This is a genomic window from Parapedobacter sp. ISTM3, assembly GCF_016533505.1.
Taxonomy (GTDB): Bacteria; Bacteroidota; Bacteroidia; order Sphingobacteriales; family Sphingobacteriaceae; genus Parapedobacter; species Parapedobacter luteus.
Genome location: NZ_JAENGN010000003.1, coordinates 339,630 through 359,853, shown reverse-complemented (window position 1 = coordinate 359,853; position 20,224 = coordinate 339,630). Strand labels below are relative to the sequence as shown.

Annotated in this window: 16 protein-coding genes; 12 read left to right on the top strand and 4 right to left on the bottom strand. The window is 49.5% G+C overall.

The genetic code is table 11. The annotated features are described in order from the left end of the window. The first annotated feature begins 14 nt into the window (after window positions 1-14). The 7 genes from JHJ32_RS06470 (at window position 15) to JHJ32_RS06440 (ending at window position 11,630) form a co-directional block, all read left to right on the top strand. A complete protein-coding gene (locus JHJ32_RS06470) occupies window positions 15-1,061 on the top strand; it encodes a BtrH N-terminal domain-containing protein (protein ID WP_200120377.1) in 1,047 nt (348 codons plus the stop codon). A gap of 521 nt (window positions 1,062-1,582) precedes the next feature. Beyond that, window positions 1,583-2,173, top strand: coding sequence for an RNA polymerase sigma factor (locus JHJ32_RS06465; RefSeq protein ID WP_200120376.1), 591 nt, complete (start codon window positions 1,583-1,585; stop codon window positions 2,171-2,173). Window positions 2,174-2,308: 135 nt separating this feature from the next. Beyond that, on the top strand, window positions 2,309-3,469 hold the full coding sequence (locus JHJ32_RS06460) for a FecR family protein (protein ID WP_200120375.1): 1,161 nt from the start codon (window positions 2,309-2,311) through the stop codon (window positions 3,467-3,469). A 161-nt stretch (window positions 3,470-3,630) separates the two neighbouring features. After that, the gene (locus JHJ32_RS06455) at window positions 3,631-7,038 is read left to right on the top strand and encodes a SusC/RagA family TonB-linked outer membrane protein (RefSeq protein ID WP_200120374.1); all 3,408 of its coding nucleotides are present in this window, start codon (window positions 3,631-3,633) and stop codon (window positions 7,036-7,038) included. A gap of 10 nt (window positions 7,039-7,048) precedes the next feature. Beyond that, window positions 7,049-8,494, top strand: coding sequence for a SusD/RagB family nutrient-binding outer membrane lipoprotein (locus JHJ32_RS06450; protein WP_200120373.1), 1,446 nt, complete (start codon window positions 7,049-7,051; stop codon window positions 8,492-8,494). A 10-nt stretch (window positions 8,495-8,504) separates the two neighbouring features. Beyond that, on the top strand, window positions 8,505-10,601 hold the full coding sequence (locus tag JHJ32_RS06445) for a hypothetical protein (protein WP_200120372.1): 2,097 nt from the start codon (window positions 8,505-8,507) through the stop codon (window positions 10,599-10,601). A 174-nt stretch (window positions 10,602-10,775) separates the two neighbouring features. Further along, entirely contained in the window at window positions 10,776-11,630 is an 855-nt protein-coding gene (locus JHJ32_RS06440) for an NmrA family NAD(P)-binding protein (RefSeq protein ID WP_200120371.1), read from the top strand. 112 nt (window positions 11,631-11,742) lie between these two features. On the opposite strand, the gene JHJ32_RS06435 is transcribed toward JHJ32_RS06440, so the two are convergent. Next, window positions 11,743-12,525: a carbon-nitrogen hydrolase family protein gene (locus JHJ32_RS06435; protein ID WP_200120370.1), complete on the bottom strand. Its 783-nt coding sequence runs from the start codon at window positions 12,523-12,525 to the stop codon at window positions 11,743-11,745. Window positions 12,526-12,827: 302 nt separating this feature from the next. Here JHJ32_RS06435 and JHJ32_RS06430 point away from each other — a divergent pair, with 302 nt between their 5' ends. Beyond that, window positions 12,828-13,052, top strand: a complete 225-nt coding sequence (locus tag JHJ32_RS06430) for a CDGSH iron-sulfur domain-containing protein (RefSeq protein ID WP_200120369.1) — start codon at window positions 12,828-12,830, stop codon at window positions 13,050-13,052. Between the two features lie 86 nt (window positions 13,053-13,138). Here JHJ32_RS06430 and JHJ32_RS06425 read toward each other — a convergent pair whose 3' ends face one another. Both JHJ32_RS06425 and JHJ32_RS06420 read right to left on the bottom strand, forming a co-directional pair. Beyond that, window positions 13,139-13,954, bottom strand: coding sequence for an AraC family transcriptional regulator (locus JHJ32_RS06425; protein ID WP_200120368.1), 816 nt, complete (start codon window positions 13,952-13,954; stop codon window positions 13,139-13,141). 20 nt (window positions 13,955-13,974) lie between these two features. After that, window positions 13,975-14,871, bottom strand: a complete 897-nt coding sequence (locus tag JHJ32_RS06420) for an SDR family NAD(P)-dependent oxidoreductase (RefSeq protein ID WP_200120367.1) — start codon at window positions 14,869-14,871, stop codon at window positions 13,975-13,977. 411 nt (window positions 14,872-15,282) lie between these two features. On the opposite strand from JHJ32_RS06420, the gene JHJ32_RS06415 reads away from it, so the two are divergent. Beyond that, on the top strand, window positions 15,283-15,924 hold the full coding sequence (locus JHJ32_RS06415; RefSeq protein ID WP_200120366.1) for a DNA alkylation repair protein: 642 nt from the start codon (window positions 15,283-15,285) through the stop codon (window positions 15,922-15,924). Window positions 15,925-16,056: 132 nt separating this feature from the next. On the opposite strand, the gene JHJ32_RS06410 is transcribed toward JHJ32_RS06415, so the two are convergent. Next, a complete protein-coding gene (locus JHJ32_RS06410) occupies window positions 16,057-16,605 on the bottom strand; it encodes a dihydrofolate reductase family protein (RefSeq protein WP_200120365.1) in 549 nt (182 codons plus the stop codon). 204 nt (window positions 16,606-16,809) lie between these two features. Here JHJ32_RS06410 and JHJ32_RS06405 point away from each other — a divergent pair, with 204 nt between their 5' ends. The 3 genes from JHJ32_RS06405 to JHJ32_RS06395 all read left to right on the top strand — a co-directional run bounded on the left by JHJ32_RS06405 (window position 16,810) and on the right by JHJ32_RS06395 (window position 20,164). Next, on the top strand, window positions 16,810-17,952 hold the full coding sequence (locus tag JHJ32_RS06405) for a DUF1624 domain-containing protein (RefSeq protein WP_200120364.1): 1,143 nt from the start codon (window positions 16,810-16,812) through the stop codon (window positions 17,950-17,952). Window positions 17,953-18,023: 71 nt separating this feature from the next. Beyond that, window positions 18,024-18,665 (top strand): ABATE domain-containing protein, encoded by a 642-nt coding sequence (locus JHJ32_RS06400; RefSeq protein WP_200120363.1) that lies wholly within the window; start codon window positions 18,024-18,026, stop codon window positions 18,663-18,665. Window positions 18,666-18,679: 14 nt separating this feature from the next. After that, entirely contained in the window at window positions 18,680-20,164 is a 1,485-nt protein-coding gene (locus JHJ32_RS06395) for a ThuA domain-containing protein (protein ID WP_200120362.1), read from the top strand. Window positions 20,165-20,224: the final 60 nt, after the last annotated feature.

Sequence of the window (20,224 nt, the reverse complement as noted above, 5' to 3'; positions counted from 1 at the left end):
CATCGCAGTAACCAATGAAAATAAAAAATATAAAAGCGTTTGACGGACAACATTGCGAGACGACAGCGACAGGAACGCTGTTAAGACAACTCGGCATTGAACTTTCCGAGCCTATGCTTTTTGGGCTTGGTGAAGGACTGGGTTTCATTTTTTGGAATATGAAAACAATGAGTTTCCCTTTTATAGGTGGGCGAATCAAAACTGATCTTCTAACTCGGAATATAGCGAGAAATCTAAACCTTGAATTAACCGTTAAAGAAACTACATCGAAGCAAAAAGCATGGAAAAATGTAAAAGAACTGCTTGACCGCGGGCAAACGGTTGGACTGAAATTAGACTGTTTTCATTTAGAATATTTTTCACGGCCATTTCATTTTGCAGGGCACTATGCAGCAATCTATGGATATGATAACGAAAACGCCTTTTTGGTGGACACAAAGCAACAAGGCGGTCAAGTAAAGACGAGCTTGAAAAGTTTGGCATTGGCAAGAGCCGAAAAAGGCCCCATGTCTTCAAGAAATTTGTATTATACGCTGAGTAAGACTGATAAGAAAACGAATTTAGAAACCTCGATTATTAAGGCAATTAGAAATAATGTGAGTGACTATCTAAACCCACCGATAACGAACATAGGCTATAAAGGTATTGTAAAAGCAAGCAGAGAAATAGTCAAATGGTTTAATAGTAGCAACGACATTGAAAACGAGTTTAAGACATCTGCAATGATGATGGAAAAAGCGGGAACCGGTGGCGCATTATTCCGAAATCTATACCGTGATTTTTTGAAAGAAAGTTACGACTTGCTGAAAATCGACGAATTAAAAGCAGGACACGAAGCATTTGTAGAGATTGCAGAACGCTGGACCTTGGTTTCGCAATTATTTGAAAAAGTAAGTGAAACGAAAGACTTTAAATACATCCAACAAGCATCTGGCCTGCTAAAAGCCATATCCGACAAAGAAAAAAGAACAATGGAAATGTTGGGCGAAATAAAACCGAACCCTTCGGGAAACCAGACAGGTCCTGTAAAAATTCACCGCAACAACGGTATGAAGAATTAATCACCAAGTATCCGCACATCGTACAACGTGTGCCGCAGCATCACATCGCTTCTTACCTGGGCATTACTTCCGTTTCTTTGAGCCGAATCAGAAATAGAAGATAACCTCATTTATTAACAATTGTTATCGCTACACACCTTACTGTGTTCTCAACTTTGCTGTAATAAAACAGTAAAAAATGAGAACAGTAATCGTGTTGGATATAATGCCCGCAACAACCAAAGGATTCATCGACAGCGTAAAACAATGGGCTATAAAAATCTCCATTGGATAAGTTTTACATCCGTAAAAAGCGTGAGCCAAGAAAAGCGGTGAAATGGCTAAATAACCTTGAGGACAAATTTTCAAATTTCAATTAATTGAATTTTTGAATTATGATCAGTTTCTACTCTCTAACAGTCTTTTTTCTTCCGGGAAGCTTACATTCACACCAGCTTAACATAAACATAATAATTCCGATAGAACAGAGTTCCTAACTTTGGCTGCTAGAAGCCCGATCTAGCCAAGTGGGATCGTACAACATGCAATTCGGCAGCGACGTTTTAGAAACAGATAACGAACTTTGGAATTCCCTAAAGCAAGGAAACGAAGGTGCTTTTGACCGCATCTACCAACGCTATGTCCGTCTGCTGTACAAAGAAATCAGCAAGCGCATCAATGACCAATCCGCTGTGGCCGACCTCATACAAGACCTTTTTTTATCGCTATGGGAAAAGCGGGATACCATACAGCCCCAAGGAGAGATATACCCTTACCTTTACGGTATGGCCATCAATCGGGTACTGAATTACTATCGGAAAAACAAACACCTGCCGCATTTCGTAACCATTTGGGATAACTTACCTGAAGAGATCGCCGATACGGATGAATTGTCAATCGCGTTCAAACAGGCGCACAATGAGGAATTGGAATCCCTGCTTGACATCGCCATCACGGAGCTCCCGCCCCGCATGAAGCAAGTGTATACCTTGCGTTACGAACGCAACAAAACCGTTTCGGAAATAGCCGATATGCTCGCCACCTCTCCTCACACGGTTTACAACCAACTCAAAGTGATCCGCAAACGCTTTGTAGCTGCGTTGAAAAACACCTCCTATTTCCTGTTTTTCTGAAGGGCACGCACCATTTAAAGGTTAACATATCGTTAAGTCGATTAAGAAATCTTTAAATGTGCTTTTTAGAATAGCAAAAACTTTCCTTTCGGTTACTATACTCATAACAGGGCACAAATGGCGCCCTCGATGTGTATGGAAAAGAAACTAGCTGCACTGCTTGATAAGTATCACCGTAACGAATGTACGGATGAAGAGATCCGACGTCTTGAAGCCTGGTACGAAGAAATCGCAAAGGACCAGCCTGGAAAAGAACCCGACGAACACACCGTCCACACCATGTTGACAGCGATTAAACGTTCGCCCAGGTTCCATGCCGCGAAGACCGGCAGCCGCAGACCGTTGTGGCTTTCCCTACGCCGATACACCGCCATTGCCGCTTCGCTGTTTTTCGTACTGGCGATCTCCATATTCATCTACCGTCAAACTCTTGGAGAACGCTCCGATAGCCCAACAAGCGACATCATTTTGCCGGGCAGCGACAAGGCAATCCTCACACTAGCCGACGGGACCCGCATTGCGTTGGACGGCATACAAGAAGGGGTTATTTCCAACGACAATGGCGTCACCATATCGAAAAATAGGCAGGGAGTACTTGAATACCGCACCACATCGCAAGACCATGCCAGCACGCTGCAGACCAATACCTTGGCCACCCCGCGCGGCGGTAGCTATCAGATCGTCCTTCCCGATGGCTCTAAAGCCTGGCTAAACGCGGCTTCGTCCCTTTCGTACCCCACAGTATTCAGCAACCACGAACGCCGGGTACGCATGACGGGCGAAGTCTATTTTGACATTGCCGAATCTCGCGTAGCCGTACCCGGGCAAAGTGACGAACGGGTGCCCTTCTTGGTTGAAACCGATCGCCAAACCATACAGGTACTGGGCACGCAATTCAATGTAAACAGCTATACCAGCTACCCTACCGAGCGCACTACCTTGGTAACGGGAAAGGTAAAGGTCATTTCGCGCACTACAGGAGATTACGAAGTGCTAAGCCCGCACATGCAAGCCCAGGTCGGTGCCCGCATCCACGTCGAAAACGCGGATGTGGCACGAGCGATCGCCTGGAAAAACGGTGACTTCATTTTCCGTAACGAACGCTTATCAGACATTCTTGAGGAAGTAATCCGCTGGTATGACGTGGAGGTGTCCTGCCCCGAACACCTGGGTAAAATCAGGTTCAACGGCATGGTATCCAGGAAACAACCCCTATCGGCTATCCTCGACATGATTGCCGCTACAGAACAGGTGAAACTTGAAGTAAAAGAAAGGAGGATTATCGTCAAGGAATAAAACAAGCAACACTTCGCCCGGCAAGCATTTCAATAAAAAGCAGAAGGTGTCGGAAGCACCTCCTGCTCGGTTGTCAAAAGCTTGCGTAAATATTGTTCGACCAACATTTTATCTTTTAACAGTAAAACAAAAATATGAAATATTATCAAATCATGCGTGTTATGAAAATAACTATGCTACTGACCCTGTGTTGCCTGCTTCATGTGAGCGCTACCACACTGGGGCAAACCCTATCCATCAAAAAAGCAAACGCAACCATACAGGAAATTCTCGAAGATATCCGTCAGCAGGCCTCCTATGATTTCTTTTACGATGCTGACCTATTTACCGATGCCGATGCGATCAGCCTGGATATCAAAAATGCAACGATAAACCAGGTCTTGGATCGCTGTTTCGCTGAATCGGCTTACACGTACACCATCGCAAACAAAATCGTCACCATCAAAAAGGACAGCGGAAAAAAGGTCGCCAAAACCCACGCGATAGCCGTGCTACCACCAAGGCAAACCGCGCGGATAACAGGCCGCGTTGTTGATGAAAACAGGGCTCCCCTGGAAGGGGCAACAATCACGGTAAAGGAAAATGGGCGCTCCGTGCAGACGGACCGAAACGGCAAGTATGAAATCGCAATAGCGCCAGGCACTTACACCATCCGCGTAAGTTACATTTCCTATGAAAGTGCGCAGCTAGACGCTATCACGGTCAGCGCCGATCTGCCCAAGACGCTCGACATCACCTTGAAAAGTACAACAGACGCATTGGAGGAAGTGGTGGTGACCTCACTGGGACTGACAAGTGCGAAGCGGCGTATCGGAACGTCCATCCAGGAGATCAAGGGCGATGACATCAACACAGCAAAAAGCGGAAACGCATTGACGGCGCTGCAGGGCAAGGTGGCCGGCATGAACATGACCATGACATCCGGTGGTATGGCCAGCTCGTCGCGCATCGTACTGCGCGGTGAGTCTTCGTTGAACATCAATAAAAATGCCGCCCTGGTCGTGGTTGATGGTGTCCCCATCAACAACAACAATGGCACCGGTAGCAGCAGTGACCTCTCGGTTGATTACGGCAGTGGCGGAGCCGAGATCAATCCGGACGACATCGAATCGATCAGCGTACTGAAAGGGGCCAACGCAGCCGCGCTTTATGGTTCCAGAGCAGCAAATGGCGCCGTTATCATCACCACAAAAAGTGCATCAAAATCAGCCACCATGGGCGTGAGTGTCAATTCGAATACCACATTTGACCAAGTACTGAAGCTGCCTGATTTCCAGAATGAATACGGTGGAGGCACCGGCAGCGGGCTCACGTACTATTCCTATGGGGATGGCCCCGACGGCCCCAATACCAGCAACTCCGGCCATAACTGGGGTGCGCCTTTCAAGGGACAGCGCTTCATCCAATTCGGCTCACCACTTGATGCCGACGGAAACCGAGTGGCAATCCCATGGGAGGCACACCCAAACAACGTCAGGGATTTCTACGAACTGGGTCGCACATTGATCAATAGTGTATCGGTGTCTAAATCCGGGGAACTGGGCGACTTCAGGGCTTCCTATAACAACTATGCCCAAACAGGCGTCATGCCTAACACCGAATTGAAGCGTAATCAGTTTAACCTGAACTCCACGGCAAACATCTCATCTAAGGTATCGGTAAGGGCCAATATGAACTACATCAATAGCTACAGCGAAAATTTACCGATTGTCGGATACGGAGGTTCATCCCCCACCTACAATTTCATCTGGTTTGAACGCAACGCGGACATCAATTGGTTTAAGCGGTATTGGGTACCCGGGCAGGAACACGTCAAGCAAGATTATTACTTCACATGGGGCGATAACCCTTACTTTACGATGTACGAGCAACTGAACGGGATGAAGCGTAACCGAGTGTTTGGTAATGCGGCGGTTGACTATCAGATCCTGCCTCAGTTGAAAGCGATGGTCCGCACCGGCATCGATTACTCCGGCGAGATGCGCAGCTCACAGCGCCCCTACAGTTCAGTAGTCAATACAAACGGGTTGTATCGCCGCCAGGATCTGACCTACTTGGAGCGCAATTCTGATTTCTTGGTGACGTACCAAGGCAAAGGAACGGGGAGCGTCCATTGGTCTGCAAACATTGGGGGAAACAATCTCCAAATAAACACCGCCCAAAACACAGCAACCGCCAACGGCCTCACCATCCCCGGCGTGTACAATTTGGGTAATGCCAGTACCCGGCCTGCGATTAGTGAGGTCAATACCGTAAAACGTGTAAACAGCTTATATGCCTTTGCCGACCTAGGCTATAAAAACCAGCTATTTGTGCAACTGACCGGACGCAATGACTGGTCCAGTACACTGCCCGAAGGCAATAATTCGTATTTCTATCCATCGATCTCGACCAGTGCAATCCTTTCCGATTTGCTCGGCATCCGGTCTACTTGGATGAACTTTTGGAAACTAAGAAGCTCATTTGCCCAAGTAGGCAACGACACGGACCCCTACCAGACTGCCGCATACTATGAATACAGCACGCTTCCTGGCTCTGTAGGCTTACCAGCAACCATGCCCAATTTCAACTTAAAGCCCGAAATTACCTCGTCTTTTGAGGTGGGCACCGAATTTAGATTGTTTGCCAACAGGCTACACGTGGATTTCACTTGGTATACGTCCCAAAGTAAAAACCAGATTTTGCGCAGCCCCTTATCGATCAGCACGGGGTACACCGATAAAATCATGAATGCAGGAAAAATCAACAACCGTGGCTGGGAAGCACTGGTGACCGTCACACCGATCAAAAATCAGTTGACCTGGGATATTACCTTGACCGCCGCGGCTAACCGAAGCCGAGTGGTTGAACTTGCAGATGGCGTGGAGAGCTACGTCATGGCATCGGCCCAAGGCGCCACGGTAGAAGCACGGGTAGGTGGCCGCATGGGCGATATCTATGGCATCGGCCTCCAACGAAACGAAGCCGGCCAAATTATTTACCGGGGTGGCGTACCCGTATTTACCAGCAATACGATGAAAATCGGCAACTACAACCCCGACTTGATTGCCGGCATAAAAAACACCCTCAACTACAAAACGTGGTCGTTGGGCTTTCTATTTGACGGGCGACTGGGCGGTACCATCTATTCGTTTACCCATGTGACGGGCACCGAAGCTGGTAGCTTGTCGAATACGCTGCCCGGACGCGAAGAAGGCATCATTGGAGACGGTGTGGTCCTCAACGATGATGGCACTTACTCACCCAATACCGAGCGGGTATCGGCCTATGCGTATTACCGCGGCTTTTACCGCCGGCCAAACGTAGAGTCCAATTCCTTTGACGCATCATTCATCAAACTGCGTGAATTGACCCTCGGTTACCGGCTACCTAACAAACTCATCAAGAAAACACCGCTCAAATCCGTGCAACTGAACCTCGTAGGTAGAAACCTGCTCCTCTTTGCAAAAGCGCCGCATATCGACCCCGAAACTTCATTCGTGTCTGGCGGCACCATTGTGCCCGGTATCGAAAATGCACAAATTCCCTCCACACGGAGCTTCGGATTCGACATCAAACTTTCACTTTAACACTATAGCCATGAATATCAAAATAACCATGATATGCGCCATCATCCTCCTAACTGCCGGAGGCTGCGAAAAAATAGACAACACCAACCCTAACGTGCCCTCGGCCGTTAACCCGGGTGTTGTATTGCCACAAGTGCTGTACAGCATTTCCAATACGCTCACGCATAGCGCCTTTGAAATCAACAACGAATTGATTCAGTATACCTGCATGAATAATACGTTTACGGAGGTGCAGCGATTCAAGCTGCAGCCATCAAATTCCAATCAGGTATGGAATTTATACAATCGCTTGCGCGACCTCAATGATATCAACAGCATGGTTGAAAACGGTACCGGGCATGGCAACTACGCGGCCATATCGGGTATGATCAGGGTCTTCATCCTCTCCATGATAACGGACGCCTTTGGCGACGTGCCCTATAGCGAGGCCGGTAAGGCCACTGCGGCCAACGTGTTTACACCGAAGTACGATACGCAAGAGTTCATTTACAAAGGCCTGATTGACGAGTTACAGCGGTATAGCCAGCTGATAGACGTCACTGCCGGTTTGGATTTCGGTGGCGACCTCATTTATCAGGGCGATATGCTCAAATGGAAAAAATTCGGCAACAGCCTGTTGCTCCGCCTACTCATGCGCACCGCCGAGCGGCAACCAGCGGAAGCCAGTGCGCTGATTGGCCAGATCCTGTCCGATCCCGCTCAGTACCCGGTGATGGAAAGCAACGCCGACAACTTCCTTTATCGGTACCAAGGGAGCTTCCCCGATGTATTCCCCCTTGCGCCAAGCTACGTGCGTGATTTTGACTTCAAATATAAATCGGTCAGTGCATTTGTGGTCGATTCTTTGACCAAATTCGGGGATACGAGGCTTTACCAATTCGCCCGCCCGACCAACGCCTCGGCCAACACGGCCAATCCGGTTTACGTAGGCTTGCCAAACGCCCTGCCGGTTACTGAATCTGCAAATTACAACGGTGGATATAATTTCCAATCGTACCTGGGTACACGCTTCCAATCGGATCGTGAAGCAGCCATCTGGATGACCGCTTCGGAGGTATTTTTCCTGAAGGCAGAGGCTGCCATCCGAGGTTTTTACCAAGGTGACGCGCAACAAGCCTACCACGATGGCATCAAACATTCATTTGACTATTGGGGTGCCCCGTTCAACGATGACTACCTCGCTCACCCCAGTGTAGCCTTCGATGGCACATTGCCCAAGGTATACCTCCAGAAGTACTTTAGCCTGTTTTTCACGGGCATTGAAGCGTGGAGCGATTACAGAAGGACGGGCTACCCCCGCCTCGTGCCCGGCCCGACCAATGTCAACAATGGCCGGATACCCTCGCGGCTCCCGTATCCTTTATCGGAACAATCGCTCAATCAAAACAACTATCGCGAGGCCTCGCAGCGCATCGGCGGCGATGATATGAACAGTAAAATGTGGTGGCAAAACTAGACACGTTGTGATGAACATTAAAAAAATAGCCGGAATCTTAATCGCCAACTGTTGGCTGCTGGTCACGTACGGGCAAGCTACCATGGATAGCCTTTCTATAGCCACCCAAATCGTTCCCGAGTTTACCAAATGGTCGGTGCAGGAAGTGGTTGCCGGCGGACGAATTGACGCCATACGGCAGCTGGATGCGCAAACCATCGCCTTGGCTACCCGCGGTGCGCAAAAAGGTAAAATCTACCTCAGCGATGACCAAGGGGCTAGCTGGTATTTTGTAGCCAATCCCACGCCACATGACATCACTTGCATCGCTGAAACAGGTCGTAAGCAAGAGTTTTACATCCTCACCAGCCATGCTGAGGTATACCGCACCCGCGATGGTGGCCAGTCATGGACGCTATTGAAGCAACTTACGACCAATAAAAACACCGAAAACTATGCGGCTGCCTATGCCATCATGTATACCACCAACGGCACGCTGCTGGTCACGGATACGAATTCCGAGGGTGGCCACATCTATCGCTCTACCGATAAAGGCGACACATGGACAGACCTCGGCGCCATCTCGAAGAATGCATTGTATCGGTTGGAAAAAGTTGGAAATGGCATCATCGTCAACGGATGGGATGGCACAGTGTATAAAAGTACGGACGATGGCCTAACCTGGAACCGCATGGAGAAACTGACCGATGCGGCATTGTTCGCCACCGAATACTTGGGGATGGCTCACGTGCTCCAGGCGGATCAGGATGGCAATGTGTACCACAGCGCCAACCTGGGGTATAAGTGGGAGCGATGCGCGACGTTAGCAGGGTCGGCAGACGATTTCGTCAACATTGGCTACGGTGCCGCTTACTACGGTACGTATACCGGCGCAAAGGAAGTATTCCTGACACTGGATTATGGGCGTAATTGGTGGAGTCTCGGCGCCCTACCCACCGTAGCAGGAGACTGGATGGACCATGGGATAAGGGTGGAAACGACCGACTCGGTCATCACCCTGTTTGCTACCAACAAGGGCTTTGTGCTGCGGGCGGCTTTTGCCAAAGATTTCCTGCACAATACCCTCCAACGAGTACACAACGGCCCAGATAACATTCCTAACCACCTCCGAACACCGATTGCGCAGACGATGGTGGGTATGGTGAGCGATGTCAAGGAAATCAACGAGCCGGAAGATATCCTCATTCACAAAAAATTTGCCTACATCCCCTGCCGGGACGGCAACAACGTGGCCATCATCGACTATAAGGATGCCAAAGCCCCGGTGTTGGCGTATAGTCTACGCGATCCGGATATCCTCGATGCGTTCGGTGTGGCCATCAAAGGTCATTACCTCTACGTATTATCGATGACAAACTGCCGGATTAGTGTCTACGATATTGACGACCCCTACCACCCAAGAAAGGTTCATGCGTTGACCGTAGGCGGAGAGGGCAGTTTCCTGCCCCACTACCAATCTAACTACACCCGGCTCCGAAAGATTTGGATTGACGGTGACTATGCCTATGTGACACACAGTTCGGAAAGCAAGGTCTATATCCTGGACCTCCATGAGCCCGAAAAGCCAACCATCATCAGCTCATTCCATACCGGTGATGGGGCATTTGCCGCCATCACCCAAGGGGATATCTTGTATTTGGCCGGCTACGGCCCCGGGTCCTCGCTTATCACGGTTGATATTCGGGATAAACGCAATCCCGTCATTACGGATCGTACATATGACCCCACCTTGCTAAAAGGTACGTGTGCCATCGCCATAGCTGGAGACTATCTCTTTGTGGCGGCTTATAATGCACATACGTTTTGGTCGTTTGACATTTCCGACCCGCTACACCCACAGGTGCGTTCGCACATCAGCGATGTGCATATGCGGGGACCTGGCCGGATAGCCATCTGGAAAGACAAAGCTTTTGTGTTGAACTCTTCAAACCACTCGGTGGGCATCATCGACATTTCAGCGCCCGGGACACCACACGTGATCAGCTACCTCCAAGACCGCTTGTTGCGCAGGGTTTATGGTATAGCTGTGGATGGCGACCAATTATTATTGGCCAGTAGGGAGGCCAATAATTTTATGGTCATTGACCTGAACCAAACGGGTATGTGATTGCCGAAAGACTGCCGTGGAATCGTGATTAGGATTAAGAGACTGCCTTTTTGGTCGGTCTCTTTTTCATTTTGGCCAGCACGAAATACGGATTGACTTTTTTGCCTACCCCTGACATACAGTTGTCACCACCCCTGTTTAATTTTGCCGTATCATCAACAAAAAAGAAAATCTATGAATATAATTGTAGGAGCAACAGGACAAGTAGGCTCAAATCTTATCAGCGAACTAAAAAACAACGGCTTTCCTGTAAGGGCTGTCGTGAGAAATCCCGACAAACTTTCTGACAAAACCATTGAAACCCGAACTGCGGATTTGTTTAATGAAGAACAACTTACGGAAGCGTTTAAAGGCGGAACGACTGTTTTTGTCTTGACTCCCGAAAACCCAACCTCAAACGATATCATTGAAGACACCAAACGAATAATTGAAAACTACAAAAAAGCTATTCAGGCAACAGGAATAAAAAAGGTTGTTGCCTTATCTTGTGTAGGCGCACACATTGAAAGCAATACAGGCAATGTTTTGATGTCGCGGATTTTGGAACTGGCGTTAGCCGATATGGAAATAGAAAAAGTATATATCAGACCGTCCTATTACTTTAGTAATTGGTTGGGATATTTGGAAACCATTGAACAATACGGGGTTTTGCCAACCTTTTTTCCCAAGGATTTGAAAATCGAAATGAATTCGCCTATTGACTTGGCAAAATTTATTGCCCAAATAATGACCGGCACATCATCGGAAATGAAAAGAATATATGAACTAACAGGGCAAAAATACAGTTCGCTTGACGTTGCCAATGCGTTTTCTAGATTGCTTAATAAAAATGTATCGGTGCAATCCATTCCGCAAGACAAGTGGAAAGAAACGCTTATATCTGTCGGCTTTACTGAAAACACGGCAAACAACCTATCCGATATGACACAAGCCGTTATTGACAACAAAACCGTTCCCGAACGGCCAAACGACACGATAAAACTTCCTACGACATTAGAAAAATATCTTGACGTACAATTGAATAAATAGTACCGAACCGCCAACATAGTAATTACTTAAGAAAAGGAGCGTTACTCCCAGCTTTTTTCTCCTTTCTTAGTTTTGCCTCTTTAGGTGGTTATCTCGAATGCGGGGCCTCACGTCATTTTATAGGCTTAAACCGGTTTGCCAACAATCCGGTGGCCTTTGCCAAGTTGATGTCACTGAAGGTAATTCCCGGCTGGCCATATTGCTGATGAACCAGGCATGTGCCGTCCGGAGCGATGATGGCGGAACCGGACTCTTGGTAAGTGGTGGCATAATTCACGCTGGCAAAATAGATTGTATTTTCCAATGCGCGCATTTGCATGGCCTTTTCATAGTAGGGATTGTCCTTGTGGCCCCACTCCTGAAGTACGACGCCCTCCGTATTGCCGCCTGAGAAATGCGGGTGGAAAACCACCTTCGCGCCCTGGCGCGCTGCCCACCGTACGGTTTCCGGGTAACGGAACCCTTCGTGGCAGATGGCAATACCGAAGACCAGCCCATTCACTTCGAATAGCTGCCGCGTATCGCCCGGTGTCCACCATTCATCCTCGGAGGGATCAAGTTGTACCTTCGCTTGATAACCCAAGATTTGGCCATCGGCATCGATGACCTGCGCCACGTTGTACAGCTTATCGCCGATGAACCAATCCATCGGCAAGATAATAGCAATACGGTGTCGGGCAGCGATGGACTGCGCTTCCGCCAATGCCTTTTCCAGGGCCTCGGGCGTTCTGTCGCTGCTTGGATAGCCCATGCCCGGATAGCCGGGCAGGAATGATTCGGGAAAGCAAACGATCGATGCACCTGTGGATTTGGCTGCCTCAGTAAGTTGGTCCAGCCATGCCTTTTTTTGTTCTTTATCCGGACAAATCGGCGGTGAAGCCAATGCGATTTTCATGATATAAAATTAGGAAAAGGACGCGATAAAAACCATCACTTCGGAAAATATCCAAGATAGCCGGCAATCATCTGGGTAAAGACCCGCGATTGTGGGCAACGGCGCGGCTACGCGGATACATCGTTAAAGGCTTCACCATGACAGCTCAATGCATGAAAACTGGGACGGATAGTACGCGATTCCTTATAAAGCAAATCGTTGAAGTAAGCCGGTACTTGTAATACAGTATAATGTTTCTAAACTATAAGTAGATGTCTATTGATCATTTCTATGCGCTATTTTTGACAGCAAAAAGGAATTAAATGGCTAAGACTAAACTAACTATTAATAACAACGGATCAGTGAGAATCGAAGGCGATTTTGAAATCGTAGACAGAAATGGTAATGCCTATGGCTTACAAGGGAGAACGGTACTGTCTATTTGCCGTTGCGGGCTTTCAAAAAATAAGCCTTTTTGCGATGGATCACATAACGGGCACTTCGAGCATGAGGCCATAGCCTTCGATTTGCCTCCAAAAAAGGCCTAATTCACCACTATCTTAACGCCCCCTCCTCCGGCTACACCAGCCGGAGCTGTGCCCCGTTAGGGAAAGCAAATCTGCGGTGAAGAACGTCACACCCTGTTATACCTCGTTGGCGACGCCCCGAACCGACGTTTAAACGCATTCGAAAAGTGATGCAGGCTTTCAAAGCCCAGGTTCACGTAGATTTCGGAAGGCTTCTTTCCCTGTTGTTCAAGCTGACGGCGTGCCTCCTCCAGACGTCTTTCCTGCAGCCACTGCCTTGGGGGCACACCGAATGCTTTGTGAAAGTCGCGTTTAAAGCTGGAAATGCTCCGGCCTGTCAGCCGGGCGAATTTCTCCAGTGGAACATTAAATTGAAAATGCTGGAACATGAAACTTTCCAAATCAATTTTATACGGCTCGGAGAAGTCAAACAGAAAGTACTTCAGGTCTGGCAGGATATCCAGCAAGAGCTCCACGGCTTCCCGGATTTTCAGTCTACCCAACCGGCGTGCTGCGGCTGCTTTGGGGTTATTGGCATAGGGTATGATCGATTTGAAGAAGCCCTTCAGGAACTCATTCTGGGGTATAAATATATTGGGGGGTCCTTTGTATTTCTGCGTGATTTCTACCTGATGCTCCAGCGCGTATTTTCTCAGCGTATCGCCGTTCAGCAGGATTAGTATCGTTTGGTACGCACCGTCTTCACCTGGTATTTTGGTGGCTTTGGCCAACTGGTTTTTCCGGATGAGCAGCATGTCTCCGGCCTGGGTCAGGATTTTCTCGCCGGACGTTTCAAACATCAACTGTCCGGAAATCTGCAGTACCAGCAAGCTTTCCGGGATGAGGCCGTCCCGTATTCGTTCTTTTTCTGTATTGAGCGAATAGACCATGCGGCCGGGTACTATCTCGGTAGAATACTTCATCAGGATAAAGATACGGGATATTATCGTTCGGACAACCCGACCATCTTGGCACTCGCCCGCCATAGCAAGTCCTTTACTTCGTCGCGCTGGGCGAGCTGCGAAGGATCGGGAAATGTAACCTTTCCTCTAACCAATGAAGCATACACCCGCCCCTCTGGCAACCGGATTTCTCCAGACGCCAGGTCTGCTAATACACCGCCGGCACGTTCCGGCGTACCGACGAAAAACGGAGGTCTGAACAGGCTCACCACGCGCGACAGCGGGCGGAGCACCAAGGGCAGCAATATTCGCATGAACCGGGAAGGCTTGCCGGTCAGCGAGGTGCCACCGGTTAGACCGGGGTTGTAGGCGATAATGCTGATATCTCTCCCCTCCTTCGTGCTGATTGCAGCAAAAGAACGGGCCGTCAACAGGTTGCACAGCTTGGATGCGGCATACGCGCGCATGCCCCATTCTTTCTTTTGGGGGTTGGCGAGCCCGTGTGGGTCTAGCGTCTTGGGCGCGAACGGGATGAGTGCGGGGTCATGCGTGTCGCTGGTGGTGAAGACGATGACGCCACTAGCGGTCATGTGGGGCCAGAGCAATCTTGCAAGCAGGTAATGTGACAGGTGATTGACGGCAAACATCAATTCAAAACCGTCTGCACTCTGCTGTTGGTTGTCTTTTGCTTGTACCGCTGCGTTGAGCACCAGCACGTCAATCGTGGTGTCTCCGAGCTGCTTTTTCACGCTGGCCGCAAAGGATCGGACGCTTTCCAGCGACGTGAGGTCCAACGGAAAGACTTCTGTCCCTTCCGGTACAATGCGTCCGCGTCCGCGCGCACCGACGATAATTCGTGTACCGGGCTGTTGCGCAAGCCGCTGAACGGCCTCCTTGCCAATACCGGATGTTGCGCCTGTCATAACAATTGTTTTCATGATACAAAGATGTGGAAAAAAGCGATCGGCAATTTGCCTGTATGGCTCGATCTGTTTGCCTGTATGGCTCTTTTTTCGGCAATTGAAATAAATGCGACTATTGACGAGATAACAATTTAGGAGCAAAAATACAGTCAGCGATTTTTCGCTACGATGACAAGACAACTTATGACATTGTACCTTAACGGGAGTTCTCCTTTTCCAGATAGATTTGAAATAATTGGCTTGTTAGCCAATGGAATGTGACCGGGGCTCGGCGACATGATACTATAGGTAGATAAAATCAAAAAAGCATCCAATGATAGTTTGGATTTCATTATATTCGTTCTTAATTTTATCGATACCAATCGTGCTGCCTTGGCCCGAACAGAATTATTTGTTTGTCTCGAATAAATAAACCGAAAGATTGATATGGAACGCTCTTCAAAAGCAGAAAGCATCCTGGATCAAATCAATAGCAAAACTAAGCTGGGTGACTTACGGAAAATTGCTAAGGATGTCAAAAAGGACCACAACCTGGCCATGGAACTATGGTCATCCGGGGAACTTTTGCCCAGGCTATTGGCGATCTTAATTATGGACAACAAACTTCTTTCACAGGATTTGATTAATAAGCTGAGCAAGGACATGCAGGATCACCCACTCGATGAGCGCAATCAACTCATGGACTGGTTGATGGCAAACCAGCTATCGAAAGACAAGAAAACGGTAACGCTGATGGAATCGTGGCGGAACAGCCCTTCTTCACTTCAGAGACGAATTTTTTGGTATTACCAGGCTCGCTTGCGTTGGCTGGGACAAACGCCTCCGCCTAATACTGAAGAATTGCTATCGGCCATTGAAAAGCAAATAGAAAACGAAGAACCTGAAGTACAATGGGCTATGAATTTCACCGCAGGCTGGATCGGGGTTTTTGATAAAAAACACCGGATACGATGTATTGGAATTGGGGAGAAAACGGGGCTTTATAAAGGTGAGATGGTGTCAAAAGGGTGTACGCCCGATTATTTACCTGAGTTCATTGCGATTGAAAGCAACAAAAGAAATTTATAATATATCGCTGTTTGTGGGAAAGCTACTCTCCAAAAAACTCAACGTGGAAGTAGATTTTGGAGATGCGCCGGAACATATAGGCAGGCAGATATCCGATAATCTATCTATCCATGCCCTACACCACTACCTGCTTCATTTGCCGGGGTCGTAGTACAGCACGATGGCGCCGGAACCTAACGTTTTGGTCTTTGCGAGCTTCAGAGGCTTCTTATCGCTTATATTTTTAAATAACGGTAAGCCTTTCCCTGCAATAATGGGATGTACACAGAGTTGGTACTGGTCAACTAAGTTGAGTTCGGTAGCGGCTACAATCAAACTTGGACTGCCCACCAAAATATCTTTATCCGATTGTTGCATGAGTGCCAACACTTCTTCTTCGAAACTTCGCGTTGCGACCCGCGCACTTGCCCAATCCACTTTTTTCAGCGTCCGGGAAAAGACAATCTTGGGAATGCTGTCCATGATCACGGCGAATTCATCAATTGCTCGGTTACCGGTAGGATTTTTTGCGATAGGTGGCCAGTACTCCATCAGCTGGTAGGTTATCCTTCCGTATAGAACGGCACCGGCACTGCTCAGTAGTTCGCTGTAATGCTGATGCAATTCATCGTCTGCAATCCCGTACGTGTGGTCGCAAAACCCGTCAAGCGTCATATTGATTCCTGCAATTAGTTTTCCCATGCTGCGTTGTTTTAATGGTCGTTTATGCAAAGATACCACGGCTATCTGGCAATGAGGCTGGGAAAAGGAGACAAGCTAAGGGGGTGGAAGAGACAGCGGTGTGTTCGACGGCAACGGACCTGACGCCATCTTGACTATAAATTTACCTTTTATTTTTATTTTGATGGTAAATTAAATATTTTTGTGAAATAAGCATCAAGCAGTATGCAAACAACGCCGTTGCAATTTTCCCGGATTGCTTCCATAGACATTGTGAGGGGCCTGGTCATGGTGATCATGGCCCTTGATCATGTCCGTGAGCTGATCCACGTGGATTCGCTGACGCAGGATCCGACGGACCTGGGCACAACAACGCCCGCCATTTTCTTCACCCGGTGGATCACGCACCTCTGCGCACCGATTTTTGTCTTTCTTGCCGGCACGTCGGCATTCCTATCGGCCGCAAGGAGCGGGGATACCCAGGCAAGCCGCCGTTTCCTGATTTCACGGGGCGTCTGGCTGCTGATCCTCGAATTTACGGTTGTCAATTTCGGGATATGGTTTGACATCCGCTTCGGCGTACTGCTGTTTCAGGTCATCGCGGCCATCGGCATCGGGCTCGTCGTGCTGGGGCTCGCCATCCGCGTACCGGCAGGGGTGCTGGGCGTGGCTGGCCTCGCCATTGCCTGCCTCCATAACCTCCTTCCGCCGAACGTTCCCTTGTTTTCGGTAAACGCCATCCCGTTGGGAACGGATACCACGCTGCTGATCGGCTACCCGCCGGTTCCTTGGCTGGCGATCATGCTGATGGGCTATGGGTTCGGAACGTTGCTGCAGAAAACGGAAGACCGGGCAGGGCTGCTGTTGAAACTGGGGGCCATCTGCCTGCTGGCCTTCACCGCACTGCGGTCTGTCAATGGCTACGGCGACCCGGCGCCCTGGAGCACACAGCAAGATGCATTGTTCAGCGTGATGTCGTTTTTGAACGTGTCTAAGTACCCACCCTCGTTACAGTTTGACCTGTTGATGCTCGGTATCATGTTTCTGCTGCTCAGCGCGGCAGAACGTATGAAGGGCCTTATCCCCAGGATAGTCATGGTTTACGGGAAAGTACCGCTGTTCTATTACCTGTTGCACTGGTACGTGATCCACCTGGCGTTGTTTGCCGTGCTTTTTATCCAGGGATTCAGCACCGCTGACTTCTTGTTCGGTTTCCGGTTCGGCCGGCCCGAGGCGCCGAGCGGGTTGCCGCTGGCCGGGGTGTACCTGGTGTGGATGGGGGTCGTGTGCGTAATGTACCCCCTATGCCGGTGGTACAGCCGCTACAAGGAGGAACACCGGCAGAACCTATGGCTCCGGTATATTTGATAACCTTGGAACAACGAATGATGAGATGAGGAATTACCGGTGCGGCCGGATAAACCTAGAATAAGCATACCATGGCAAGAAAGAGAACGATAGCGACACTGACGATTGACAGCTCTGTCCTGTGCTGCAACTTCGTGAATACGGTCAGCTACTGGACCAGGGCAGATCGGCACGACTATCTGGGAAGTTACGGCGACTTCCTGGATTGGTGCAGGAAACTGGAAGTATCCAGTCCGGAACGGCTGGACGTATTGAACCGGCTGGCCCTTGAACAACCGGGTGAAGCGGAGCGGGCCTTACACCAAATCAAGGAAATCCGGGGCTTATTGCATGGATTCATATCGGCGGTCGCCCGGCAAGACGAGGAGGAGCAAGCAAACCTCCTGCCTGCCGTGAACCGGCTGCTGGCCGAGGGCTCGTCCAAGCAGCGCCTGCTGTACACCGGCGACCGGTTTGTGCTGGATCAATCGGAAGCCCCCGACGACTTACTCGCCCCGGTCTGGAAAACCATCCGTTCGCTGGCCGACCTGCTCACGCAACATGGGCTGGAACGGATAAAGGAGTGCCCCAGGTGCGGATGGGTGTTTCTGGATGAAACAAAGAACGGGCGCCGCAGGTGGTGCAACCCTCAATACTGCGGCTCCACGGACAAGATGATGCGCTACAACGAGCGAAAAAGGAATTCGCTGCAACAGAATAAGACATCACAATGAAAAGGATTTAACCGATGAAACACGATGTGTCCAAACGGATAGTAGCGACAATTGCCCACACGCCCATAGGCAACCTGTCGCGTTGCCTTATCACGGCACTATCCGCCGTCTTTTCCGTTTCGATGACTTCCGGACAGCAGCTTCCCAAGGCATTGTTGCTGACCGGTAACGGGAACATGCCCGAACTCCAGGAGAATTATCCTCCCTGGGTCCATGAGTTCCAGAATGACCAGGTGATTGAAATCCTCGACGGTATCGTAGACATCGACAGCACAGCCGAACTCAGCGACCTGAATGCGGAAAACTTAACGCAGTATGACGTATTGATAAGCAATTCTTTATTTTTGGCACCGGATGCGGATGGGCTGGATGCAATCCACGACTTTGTCGCAAACGGCAAATCATTCCTCACCCTTCATTGCGGCATCCTCAGTTTCCTCAATTGGGAAAAGTATGAGGAGTTCATCGGGGGAATCTTCATCGGAGGGCCATCGGCCGAACCGAAAACATTCCGCGTACATACGGCGAACCATGAATTCTGGGGATATCCGTATTCCTTCAGGGCATCCCGCCCGCATCCGATATCCCTGTCTGTCGGCGATTTCGACATCACGGATGAGCTGTATTTTTTTCAGCCCAGCACTCCTGACATCGACGTGATTGCCAGAGCTGAGAACCACCCGGTAATGTGGTGGCGCCCGTTTAAGCGTGGCAAGATCATGAGCCTCACCCTCGGTCATGATGCCACCGCCAAAAGTAATCCCGGCTATCAGGAATTGCTGAAAAACGGTGTGCGATGGCTCACCGGCTACCCATTGATATACCAGATGGCAATACCGCCCATTTCAAACAGGACGCTGCAGTACGAGCGCTTCCTGACCTCTCCTACGGCATCAATCCTGGCGGGGGGCGGCGTTTCCGTTCATAGGATCGAAAACCCTTCTACCCTATTCAAACTTGGGAAGCGCAACGGAGAACACCTGGATCTGGCACTGGATGGCGACACCGGTACCGCCCGTTTCACCGTTGCTATACAAAACGAAAAAGGGTTGGTCACTGAAAAGGAAATGGTGTTGCAGGTTGTCGAGGACGGCTCCGGGAATATCGCCGCTTACTACGGCAATTCCATTGATGGCTCCGCGGCCGAGAATGAAAGCGGCCTGCTCGGCCCGCGCAACATCATAGACGGTGACCTCACTACCCGGTGGTCCAGTAAACCCGGTGCGGAAGCTTCACTGACACTGGATCTGCGGAAAACTTACCCGCTGACCAAAATCAATATCCTTTGGGAGGCCTCCTATGCGGCAGCATATAACATCATGCTGTCTGCCGATGGCAAAAACTGGTATAGTGGCCATCAAACCACCATTGGTTCGGGAGCATTGGAAACGATCGTGATGCCCCGCCCCATGCAGGCACGGTTTATCAGGCTGGACATGAAACAGCGGGCGACAGGGAAAGTCGGCTACTCCATATATGAATTGGAGGTTTTTCAATGATGCTTAGAACGGCACAAATGTGCGGAGCACGCGCTTTTGCGCCGGGATATGACGCCGCAA

Bases quoted from the DNA above. Each gene is read 5' to 3' on its own strand.
- JHJ32_RS06455 (WP_200120374.1), top strand. From the start codon at position 3,631: ATGAAAATAACTATGCTACTGACCCTGTGTTGCCTGCTTCATGTGAGC.
- JHJ32_RS06430 (WP_200120369.1), top strand. From the start codon at position 12,828: ATGGCTAAGACTAAACTAACTATTAATAACAACGGATCAGTGAGAATC.
- JHJ32_RS06415 (WP_200120366.1), top strand. From the start codon at position 15,283: ATGGAACGCTCTTCAAAAGCAGAAAGCATCCTGGATCAAATCAATAGC.
- JHJ32_RS06450 (WP_200120373.1), top strand. From the start codon at position 7,049: ATGAATATCAAAATAACCATGATATGCGCCATCATCCTCCTAACTGCC.
- JHJ32_RS06465 (WP_200120376.1), top strand. From the start codon at position 1,583: ATGCAATTCGGCAGCGACGTTTTAGAAACAGATAACGAACTTTGGAAT.
- JHJ32_RS06410 (WP_200120365.1), bottom strand. From the start codon at position 16,605: ATGGGAAAACTAATTGCAGGAATCAATATGACGCTTGACGGGTTTTGC.
- JHJ32_RS06420 (WP_200120367.1), bottom strand. From the start codon at position 14,871: ATGAAAACAATTGTTATGACAGGCGCAACATCCGGTATTGGCAAGGAG.
- JHJ32_RS06470 (WP_200120377.1), top strand. From the start codon at position 15: ATGAAAATAAAAAATATAAAAGCGTTTGACGGACAACATTGCGAGACG.
- JHJ32_RS06405 (WP_200120364.1), top strand. From the start codon at position 16,810: ATGCAAACAACGCCGTTGCAATTTTCCCGGATTGCTTCCATAGACATT.
- JHJ32_RS06435 (WP_200120370.1), bottom strand. From the start codon at position 12,525: ATGAAAATCGCATTGGCTTCACCGCCGATTTGTCCGGATAAAGAACAA.
- JHJ32_RS06460 (WP_200120375.1), top strand. From the start codon at position 2,309: ATGGAAAAGAAACTAGCTGCACTGCTTGATAAGTATCACCGTAACGAA.
- JHJ32_RS06445 (WP_200120372.1), top strand. From the start codon at position 8,505: ATGAACATTAAAAAAATAGCCGGAATCTTAATCGCCAACTGTTGGCTG.
- JHJ32_RS06440 (WP_200120371.1), top strand. From the start codon at position 10,776: ATGAATATAATTGTAGGAGCAACAGGACAAGTAGGCTCAAATCTTATC.
- JHJ32_RS06395 (WP_200120362.1), top strand. From the start codon at position 18,680: ATGAAACACGATGTGTCCAAACGGATAGTAGCGACAATTGCCCACACG.
- JHJ32_RS06425 (WP_200120368.1), bottom strand. From the start codon at position 13,954: ATGAAGTATTCTACCGAGATAGTACCCGGCCGCATGGTCTATTCGCTC.
- JHJ32_RS06400 (WP_200120363.1), top strand. From the start codon at position 18,024: ATGGCAAGAAAGAGAACGATAGCGACACTGACGATTGACAGCTCTGTC.